General features: G+C 40.4%; 11 protein-coding genes. 9 read left to right on the top strand and 2 right to left on the bottom strand.

The window, feature by feature from the left end; translation table 11 throughout:
- The first annotated feature begins 210 nt into the window (after positions 1-210).
- Positions 211-1,575 carry an MFS transporter gene (locus ACEYX7_RS09550; protein WP_374805352.1) on the top strand — a complete coding sequence of 455 codons (1,365 nt, stop codon included), beginning with the start codon at positions 211-213 and terminating at the stop codon, positions 1,573-1,575.
- Positions 1,576-1,680: 105 nt separating this feature from the next.
- Positions 1,681-2,277 carry a single-stranded DNA-binding protein gene (gene ssb, locus ACEYX7_RS09545; protein WP_374805354.1) on the top strand — a complete coding sequence of 199 codons (597 nt, stop codon included), beginning with the start codon at positions 1,681-1,683 and terminating at the stop codon, positions 2,275-2,277.
- 52 nt (positions 2,278-2,329) lie between these two features.
- On the opposite strand, the gene cueR is transcribed toward ssb, so the two are convergent.
- Entirely contained in the window at positions 2,330-2,725 is a 396-nt protein-coding gene (cueR, locus tag ACEYX7_RS09540) for a Cu(I)-responsive transcriptional regulator (RefSeq protein WP_374805356.1), read from the bottom strand.
- A 163-nt stretch (positions 2,726-2,888) separates the two neighbouring features.
- Here cueR and ACEYX7_RS09535 point away from each other — a divergent pair, with 163 nt between their 5' ends.
- The 7 genes from ACEYX7_RS09535 to ACEYX7_RS09505 all read left to right on the top strand — a co-directional run bounded on the left by ACEYX7_RS09535 (position 2,889) and on the right by ACEYX7_RS09505 (position 9,590).
- Positions 2,889-3,053, top strand: coding sequence for a hypothetical protein (locus tag ACEYX7_RS09535; protein WP_374805358.1), 165 nt, complete (start codon positions 2,889-2,891; stop codon positions 3,051-3,053).
- Positions 3,054-3,271: 218 nt separating this feature from the next.
- Positions 3,272-5,047 (top strand): excinuclease ABC subunit UvrC, encoded by a 1,776-nt coding sequence (uvrC, locus tag ACEYX7_RS09530; RefSeq protein ID WP_374807118.1) that lies wholly within the window; start codon positions 3,272-3,274, stop codon positions 5,045-5,047.
- Between the two features lie 132 nt (positions 5,048-5,179).
- Positions 5,180-5,767 (top strand): CDP-diacylglycerol--glycerol-3-phosphate 3-phosphatidyltransferase, encoded by a 588-nt coding sequence (gene pgsA / locus ACEYX7_RS09525; protein ID WP_374805360.1) that lies wholly within the window; start codon positions 5,180-5,182, stop codon positions 5,765-5,767.
- A gap of 248 nt (positions 5,768-6,015) precedes the next feature.
- On the top strand, positions 6,016-6,453 hold the full coding sequence (locus tag ACEYX7_RS09520; RefSeq protein ID WP_374807117.1) for a hypothetical protein: 438 nt from the start codon (positions 6,016-6,018) through the stop codon (positions 6,451-6,453).
- Positions 6,454-6,689: 236 nt separating this feature from the next.
- A complete protein-coding gene (locus ACEYX7_RS09515; protein ID WP_374807116.1) occupies positions 6,690-7,358 on the top strand; it encodes a phosphatase PAP2 family protein in 669 nt (222 codons plus the stop codon).
- Positions 7,345-8,499 carry a sterol desaturase family protein gene (locus tag ACEYX7_RS09510; RefSeq protein ID WP_374807115.1) on the top strand — a complete coding sequence of 385 codons (1,155 nt, stop codon included), beginning with the start codon at positions 7,345-7,347 and terminating at the stop codon, positions 8,497-8,499. The genes ACEYX7_RS09515 and ACEYX7_RS09510 overlap by 14 nt, the downstream gene beginning before the upstream one ends.
- A complete protein-coding gene (locus tag ACEYX7_RS09505; RefSeq protein WP_374807114.1) occupies positions 8,496-9,590 on the top strand; it encodes a fatty acid desaturase family protein in 1,095 nt (364 codons plus the stop codon). The genes ACEYX7_RS09510 and ACEYX7_RS09505 overlap by 4 nt, the downstream gene beginning before the upstream one ends.
- Positions 9,591-9,612: 22 nt before the next feature.
- On the opposite strand, the gene ACEYX7_RS09500 is transcribed toward ACEYX7_RS09505, so the two are convergent.
- Positions 9,613-9,840 (bottom strand): YitT family protein, encoded by a 228-nt coding sequence (locus tag ACEYX7_RS09500; protein WP_374807113.1) that lies wholly within the window; start codon positions 9,838-9,840, stop codon positions 9,613-9,615.
- Positions 9,841-9,901: the final 61 nt, after the last annotated feature.

Here is a 9,901-nt window from a genome sequence, read left to right as displayed (position 1 = left end):
TTGGGCATCAGTAAGTGTTAGTCTATTCATATAATCAGAATAACTGATTTTCTTTGTATGTCAACACACCCTAAAATTATCGGCTTATTTTTTGCTTTTTATCGTCAAATTAAATTTTTAAAAATAAGCGAATTTACAACACACGTCATCGCATAAAAATAAATTCTGCTATACTTACGCCCTTGCCCAAGTCCAAATATTATTATTGTTATGAATCGTTTAGAAATCCAATCCACTTTTGCACTCGCCAGTATTTTCGCTTTGCGTATGCTGGGTTTATTTATGATTATTCCTGTATTTGCTGTGGCAGGGCAACAATATACAAGTGCAACACCATTTTTATTGGGTTTTGCGATTGGGATTTATGGTTTGACGCAGGCGGTATTTCAGATTCCGTTTAGCTTGTGGGCAGATCGTTATCAACGTAAATGGCTGATTATCATTGGTTTAATATTATTTGCAGTAGGTGGTGCGATTGCAGCATTATCGACATCGATTTATGGCGTGATTATTGGGCGAGCGATAGCAGGGGCAGGGGCGGTGTCGGCAGTGGTGATGGCATTATTGTCTGATGTCACCCGAGAAGAACAACGCTCTAAAGCCATGGCAATGATTGGCATGAGTATTGGTTTATCCTTTATGCTTGCCTTTGGTTTAGGTCCTTTTGTGACGGCAAAAATTGGTTTGTCGGGTTTGTTTTGGCTGACTACGGTGATGGCAATCGTTGCTATGTTTATGCTATTTCTAGTACCTAATGTGCAACGTCATCATCGTCAAATTCGCCAAAGTTATCGTACCCAATTGGCTGAAGTGCTGAAAATGCCTGACTTAAATCGCTTGCATATCTCGATTTTTGTATTGCATCTACTGTTGACTGCCATGTTTGTCTATATTCCATCGCAACTGATGACTTATGCGGATATTCCTTTGGATAAGCAAGGCTGGGTGTATTTGCCGTTGATGGTGGTAAGTTTATTTTTTGCTTTTCCAAGTATTATTTTGGCTGAAAAATACCGCAAAATGCGAGAGATATTCTTGGTGGCGGTATTGTGCATTGTGATTGGTTTGGCGGTGATGGCATTTGCACAAAGCTATCATTATGCACTGTTAGTTGGTGTGGCATTTTTCTTTATTTCCTTTAACGTGATGGAAGCACTATTGCCATCTTGGTTGTCCAAAGCTGCACCATTACAATCCAAATCCACGGCGATGGGCATTAATTCCAGTAGCCAATTTTTGGGCTCATTTTTTGGTGGTAGCTTGGGTGGGATGTTATTGCATCTGAATAATACCACTTTGGGCTGGTCGTTATTGGCAGGTATTGCGATTATGTGGTTGCTCGGTATGTTGCAAATCCGTCAGCCTCGTTATTTGTCATCAGTGGTCGTGCAATTGCCTACAGTAGCACAAGATTTAAATGTGTGGAGCGATAATATCTTAGAAATTGAAGGCATTGAAGAGATTGTTATTTTGGCGGATAAAGGTGTGGCTTATCTAAAATTGGATAAAAAACAATTAGATGAAAATGCACGTCACCGATTGTCGCAATTATTGCAACAAGAGCTAGCATTTTAAAAAAAACTAGGTTAAATTAACCATAACACATGATGATCGCTGAATTAAATAATCATCATGTCAATCAACCATCATCGATATGATGATAACAATAGGAGCTATCCAATGCGTGGTGTAAATAAAGTTATTCTTGTTGGGACTTTGGGACGTGATCCAGAAACCAAACAATTTCCAAATGGCGGTTCGGTCACACAATTTTCGATTGCCACTAGCGAATCATGGACAGACAAAAACACGGGCGAACGTCGTGAACAAACCGAATGGCATCGTATCGTGTTGAATAACAAACTTGGTGAAATCGCACAGCAATATTTACGTAAAGGCTCAAAAGTCTATATCGAAGGTTCATTGCGTACGCGTCAATGGACAGACCAAAGCGGTCAAGAACGCTATATGACCGAAATTCGTGGCGACAGCATGCAAATGCTTGATTCACGTAACTCTGGTGATGGCGGTGGTTACCAACAAGGTGGCGGTAATGGCTATCAAGATCAAGGCAATTCAAATTATGGCGGTAATCAAGGTTATAACCAAGGCAATAATAATGCTCTAAATGCCCCACAAGGCAACTATAATCAAAATCAAGGCTATGGCGGTCAAAATGCCCAGCCCAGCTATGCCAATAATCCAAGTCCAAGCTCATCGCCTGCACCGAGTCGCAGTATGAATGACGCAGAACCTGATGATGACTTACCATTTTAATTGATGGTGAGTTTAAAACCGAAAAACACCGATTACTTATAATTGGTGTTTTTTATGCACTTTCTGCTGCAATGGCTTTTAAAATATTACATTCGCTATCTTCATCGCCCGAACAACTGTCGTGCCAACGCTGTAGCGTGACGTGCATACGTTGTAAATTAGCGATTTTTTCATTGATTTCAGCTAAATGAACGGCGGTTAGGTCTTTAACTTGGCAACTGGTGCGAGATGGATTGGCTTGCAAACGCAGCAGTTCAGCGATCTGATCCAAAGAAAAACCAACCGAACGAGCATGAGCAATAAAATGCAATTTCTCAATATCTTGTGCTGAATATTCACGATAATTTGACATGGTGCGTTGGCTAGGACGCATTAGACCGTGTTTTTCATAGTCACGAATTTGTTTGGCAGAAAGACCAACTTGCTTGGCGACTTGGCTGATATTCATGTTTTATTTTCCATCAAAAAAGATTAAAAAAAATAAAAAAAGTTTAAGAAAAATACTTGACTTTAACCTAAGGTTAGACTTTATGATAGCTCATGTCAAGCAATAACAGTGTATGTTAAAGCTGGACAAATTTATCAAAATCATTCAGATAGGAGCATAGATTATGCAATATGAATTGAAAAGTTCTTGTACTTGTGGTGAAGATTGTCCTTGCCGTGTCAATGGTGTTTGTCAATGTGGCACGAGCAAAGGTTGCCAATGTCCTGTAGGCGAATGCAATACAAAAGATTGTCCATGTGATGAGAATTGCGGTTGCAAGAAAAAATAATTTTTATCGATGATTAAAAATTATCGCTCAATGTCCTCAGTGGTGTTGGGCGATAGCATTTTTTAAAATATTGATATTAAAAATAATAAGCTACAATATAGACGAATATTATATCTGTTCAATTATCTTGAGTTTTACAAAATGTACCTTATTATAAAGTGAAGTCAATTGAATTTTTATAAGGTAAGCCCTTGTCCAATCCTGCCAAAACCGAATATATTCAAAATATCTTAAAGCATTTGCCCAATTTACCTGGGGTGTACAAAATGCTTGGCAAGTCGGGCGAATTATTATACGTTGGTAAGGCAAAAAACCTTAAAAATCGGGTATCTAGCTATTTTGTCAAAACCATTGAACACCCAAAAACTCAAGCTCTGGTCGCTCGTATCCATAACATCGAAACCATCGTGGTACGTTCCGAAACGGAAGCTTTATTATTAGAACAAAATCTGATTAAACAACATCGTCCGCCGTATAACATCATGTTGCGGGATGATAAATCTTATGTCTATATCTTTGTGTCTGCCGACAAGCCTTATCCACGTATTGCCAGTGGACGTGGTAAGGGCAAACATCAAGTCGGTAAATTTTTTGGACCTTATCCCAGTGCTTATAGTGCCAAAGATATGCTATTGACTTTACAGAAACTATTTGGGGTAAGACAGTGCGATAATCGTTATTTTTCACAGCGACAACGCCCATGTTTGCAATATCAAATCAAACGCTGTACCGCACCGTGTGTGGGGTTGATTAGCCCAGAAGACTATCAAAAAGATGTGCAAGACAGCATCCGATTTTTGAAAGGTGATACCCGAGCCTTGAACCAAGAATTGATAAGCAAAATGGAAACCGCAGCGGAACAACTGGAATTTGAAAAGGCGGTCTTTTACCGTGATCGTTTGCAATTGTTACGCCAAGTGCAAGGGCAACAAGCGGTATATAAAGTCGATGGTGATGCGGATATTTTAGCGATTGCCCATCAAGCAGGAGTAACCGCAGTACAGGTGATGCACGTGCGACATGGACGTATGCTGGGTGGAAAAAGCTATTTTCCTGATATGCAAAGCGATGACTTGGGGCAAATGCTCAGCGATTTTATGGCGAATTTTTATTTCCAAGTGGCGGATGAAATTCCCGGTGAATTGATTGTCAATCTGCCTTTGCCAAATACTGAAGAGCTTAGCGAAGCCCTAAAACAACATTTTGAACAAAAAATCCTGATAAAACATCAAGTGCGTGAAACCCGTGCCGAATGGTTACAATTGGCAGAACTCAATGTACAGCAAGCGATTAAGCATCAATTGGCGGATCATTTTGCTTTAAATGAACGTTTTCATCAATTGCAAAGCGTGTTAGAACGTCCGATAGATCGTATCGAATGTTTTGATATTAGTCATACGATGGGCGAATCGCCGATTGCATCTTGCGTGGTATTTGACCAAGGCGGAGCGAGAAAGCGTGATTATCGCCAATATGCCATCGAGGATATTACTGGTGGCGATGACTATGCTGCGATGAAACAAGCTTTGACTCGACGTTATAAAAAGCAAATGTTGCCCGATTTATTGCTAATTGATGGTGGTAAAGGGCAATTGCATATGGCGATGCAGGTTATGGAAGAGTTAGGTTTGGACGCCTTTATGGTTGGGGTGTCCAAAGGTGAAGGGCGTAAGGCAGGTTTGGAAACTTTGCATTTTACCGATGGGCGAAAGTTGCAATTGCCAAGCGATCATAAAGCTTTGCATCTCATTCAACAAGTACGCGATGAAGCTCACCGTTTTGCCATCACCAAACACCGTGCCAAGCGTGATAAAAAGCGAAGCACGTCGATTTTGGAAGTCATCCCTGGTTTGGGGGAAAAGCGTCGTCGTGATTTGCTGACCCATTTTGGTGGTATTCAAGCGGTACTCAGTGCATCCGAAAAAGAAATTATGCAAGTCAATGGTATCGGACCTGCCTTGGCAAGAACCATTTATCAGATTTTGCATGAATAATATCGGGTAGAATTTTCCTGACTAAAAAAGCCTTGGGCTAAATCGTTTCAGCGATGTGAAATTGACATTTTATTTGGCAATTATGCTAAGATAACGCCACACACTTTGTGCCATATCATTTGCTGGTGAGCTATGACTACAGGAAATATCCTGAATCTTCCAAATATCTTAACTCTTGCTCGTATTGCTTTGATACCAGTATTCTTGGCGGTAGCATATTGGCCACCTGCGATGGAAGTCAACGGTCATCATGCTAGTATGACACGGCATTTGATTTTGACTGGGATTTTTGTCTTGGCGGCAGTGACCGATTGGTTAGATGGTTATTTGGCACGTAAGCTGAATCAAAGTTCGGCATTTGGGCGATTTTTGGACCCTGTGGCAGATAAACTGATGGTGGCGGCAGCATTGGTGGTATTGGTGCAATGGCAACCGACCATCGCTATGGCATTTGCTGCAATTGTGATTATTTCGCGTGAAATTACCGTATCAGCGTTGCGTGAATGGATGGCAGAGCTTGGGGCGAGAACTAATGTCGCAGTCTCAACAGTGGGTAAATATAAGACCGCGTTTCAGATGATTGCCATTACTGTTTTCTTGGTGAATTATCAACCTTTAGAAATGATTGCTTATATTCTGTTGTATGCAGCAGTGATTTTGACATTATGGTCGATGTTTATTTATCTCAAAGCGGCTTGGCCTTATCTAAAACAACTATAATGCTGACTGAGCAAATGACTTTGACTAACATTCTTAAAAAGTCGCATAAATAGTCAACCTGTTATGTATCGAACTTGAGCGTATAGGTCATACATAAAAAGTATCCATATCTTTGTCAGTCAAGCGTATTGCGTTACCACATTTGTGATGCTATAACTGAGCTTGGTAACTGATTTAGTGCTACTTTTTATTTTTATAAGTTTGGAAAAAGGAAGATGAATATGCAAAGATGGACTAGGCATATCAATATGATTATTTTTTTAGTGCTGATTTTATTTGGCTTAAAGCACTATCTGAGCAATAAAGTGGCTGAGAAAAACCAACACATTACACCTACGCCAATCGAAACAGCACGACCTGCACAAAGCTATCCGAGCACTAAATATTTACCTAAATTACCAATTGCTGAGACGGTTGCAAAACTACAAAATCCTTTGCCTAAAGAATTATTTGTTAGCCAACATCTAGTAAAGGCAACAGCAATCACTCAACATGACAAACAAGTCATCATCACTGTCAAAGACGAAAGCAGTGAAGTGATGAGTATTGAAGCAGTGCAAGCTTTATATTGTGAAGATACGTTTTTTAATGAATTACGTCAAACCGAAGCTATAGTTGATTTTGCAGTGCAGGCTTTTCCAAATGTCAATTATACCGTGAATGATGCAGGGCAGGGTTGTCGATAGTGTATTAATCAAGGTGCGAGAATTTAAGTTTTTATCAACTTTGAGGAACTATAGTTCAAGTCATATGTGGAATGAGACTCGCTAATTGATAGCCTTTTTTAAATTTTGATTCATTTTAGTTTTTTATTCTCTCTATCCTGAATCTTTAAAATCATGCGATTACAATAAAATTATGATTTTTTAACCAAACTCACGCTAATATAAGCCATTACATGCTCTATTCAAAAGCATACACCATGACTGATTCTATCGCTAAACAACATTATACGCTCATTTCTCCAAATCTGTGGCAAAGGCTACGTGCCATGCTTTTAGGCTGGGGTGCTGTTGGCTGTATCTATGGTTTGACAGGTTACTTACCCAACCAGCCGACTGTTTTGATGCCTAGCGTGATTGATCAGAGTTTACCTTTTGATATACGTGCTATTTGGCCTTATCTCTCATTTTTTCTATTGATTCCTTACGCTTATCTTTATTGTCCTGCACACAAACTACCTTGGTTGATGCGTGCGATGATACTGGTCGCTATCATATTTGGTCTAATATATGTTTTTGTGCCTACCACTTTACCTACGATTGCTATGCAACAGTTATCCGATGTAAGGCATACATACCCGATTAGCTATGGAATGTGGCAACAATTACTTCATGTAGATACTCCCAATAATTGTGCACCATCATTACATGCAGCATTGTCTACCTTGGCAGGATGGGCATTATTACAACCTAAAAGACCTGTATATAATTTATTGGTGATGCTTTGGGTTCTAATAATTGGTGTGTCTATTATTGTTTTGCGTCAGCACTTTTTCTTAGACTGGTGGACGGGCACATTATTGGCTTTGTTAGTGGGATATGGTGTGAGATACTGGTTATACAAGGAGCAAAACCATGCCTATGAATGAAATGGCATTGCCAGTGGCATTGATGGTAATAACGGTATTAGCTGAAGCCCTATGGTTATTACGCAAAGGTCGTCAAACAGAGTATAACTGGTCTGATGTGGCGTTTAATCTGAATTCTGGACACATTGTGCTGTGGCTATTTCGTGGTCTTGAAGTGGCAATATACGCATGGGTTGTGACGCATGCCAGCTTTGGATGGGTGAGCAATTGGGGATTAGTATGGCAATCGCTTTTTGCGATCATTGCTTGGGATTTTTGTTTTTATTGGTTGCATAGACTGCATCATACTATACCGCTATTTTGGGCGGTACACGTGGTGCATCATCAAGGACGATTTTTTAATCTCTCTCTTGGCGTGCGGAATTCGTGGTATTCTTCGCTGACTTCTATTCCATTCTTTTTGATATTGGCAGTGTTAGGTGTGCCATTGTCATTATTTATCACAGTTTCGCTAATCCATTATTCGGTACAATTATTCAATCATAATGCCGTTACGCCACGTTCGGCTTGGATGGATGCTATTTTTGTCACGCCACATCATCATCGCGTGCATCATGGTCGTGATAAACCGTATATTAACAAGAATTTTGGCGGTACCTTTATCATTTGGGATAAAGTTTTTGGGACATTTGAAAGAGAAAGGCAAGACGTGCCTTTGCGTTACGGTATCAAAGGCGATATTGGACATGATAATCCCTTGATAGCGAGTAATCTGCCGTTGTTACGTTGGTTAGGTTTGCCAAAAAAAGCTAAAAAGCAAGCTACTTCGCTTCCTACGCCACTTCCTACATCGCTAGGCTTACCTGTTACACATTTACTGGCAGCAACGGTGGCTAGCTATAGTTTGGTGTTGATATTTATCGTGTATCAGGGAAGTCTAGGCTTTAAATTAGAATCATTGTGGCAGTTGTTATTGGCGTGCGGTGTGGTCGGTGTCGGTGCTGCATCGGGTGGTAGTCGATGGGGATTGGTGGCGTGGTTCTTTGCAAGCTTAGGATTAATGGGCTTATTCTTGTATGTGTTTTGGTCGACCCAGCCATTATTTATCATTTTGGCATGTAGTGTGGTGTTGCAAGCAGGGCTAATGCTATTGCTCACATGGCGTAGATTTGCACCACCATCACAGGGAGAAGCAGTATGAGTAGCTTATATCGACCAGATGATCCCTTGGAAATGCAACGCTCACAAGCCATGCATCGCGACTTGATGCAGGCAGCACGACATTATCTGCAAGAAGATGCAACACACCGTTTTGCAGATCGTACAGCACATCTTAAAGCAATATTTTTGCTAATGGCATGTATCATGGCTTATGTGTATTTGATTTTTTCTTCGCAAGCGTTGCATGTTGGTATCGCCTTAATTGTTACCCATATATTCGGTATGGCGTTGTGTATAAATGTCTTTCATGATGCCGCACATGGTGTGATATTTCGCAGTAAGCGTGCCAATGCTTGGGCTGCACGTGCTTGTGGCATGATTTTGGGAATTGATGCGGATTGTTGGCGTACTCGTCATGTGCTTTTTCATCATGCAACGCCGAATGTTGAACATTTGGATTTGGATATTTCTGAAAATGGGGTGTTTCGCCAAACGCCTTATCAGCAATGGAAACCGCATATGCGTTGGCAGCATTTATTTTGGCCTGTGATTGCGGCGATTTCTTTGCCTTATGTGGCGTGGGTATTGGATTGGCAAGATAAAACCAATAAAAATGCCGTTGCACGTTTTAAAATTCTACAGGGTCAGCAAGGTTGGGCTATTTTTTTTGGTACTAAGCTGATGCATCTTGTGCTGATGTTGGGTGTACCTATTTTGATTGCTTTACACCACGGTTTCCCTATATGGCAGATGTTTATTGCCTATGTGTTGGGGCAACTTATCGCTTCTATGGGTGTGGTGATATTGGTTTTGGGGACGCATTGGGTCGAGCCTGACTTTTATATGCCACGTCAGGATGGCTCGATTAATGCCAGTTGGTATAGTTTATGTTTTACCACTGCTTGTGATTGTAAGACTACACCAGCTTGGTTTGGATATTGGCTCGGTGGCTTAAATATGCACCTTACCCATCATCTATTTCCAGGCTGGCATCATCGACATTATACTGTTTTGGCAGAGCTGTTAAAGCAGTACGCCATCAAACATCAATATCATTATCGCTGTGTGACCTACTCTGAACTGTGGAAAGCACAACAAACATTTTTGAAAAAAATGGGGAAACCAAAATAGGTTTCACCATTGAAGTATATTATCAATCTGCTACGTAGCGATCTTGGCGATGATTTAGGGTAAGAATTGAATTAAGCATGACGATTCCAACAATAGAAATCAGTACAATTTGCCAACTCACATAAAATAAAGATACTGAGAGTACCAAGCCATCAAGTAAAAGCATGACTTTACCAGCAGGGATTTTGAGATATTGTTGTGCATAAAGTGCTAGAATATTAAATCCACCAAGACTAGGGCGTGTTGACAATTAACACAAATTGATTATTGTTGCAGCCAGATAGATATTAGCAGCAAAAGATTCATCGGTT

The sequence above is a fragment of the Hubeiibacter jixunmingi genome (assembly GCF_041928215.1).
In the GTDB taxonomy this organism is placed as follows: domain Bacteria; phylum Pseudomonadota; class Gammaproteobacteria; order Pseudomonadales; family Moraxellaceae; genus Acinetobacter.
This window is presented reverse-complemented; position numbering and strand designations above follow the sequence as displayed.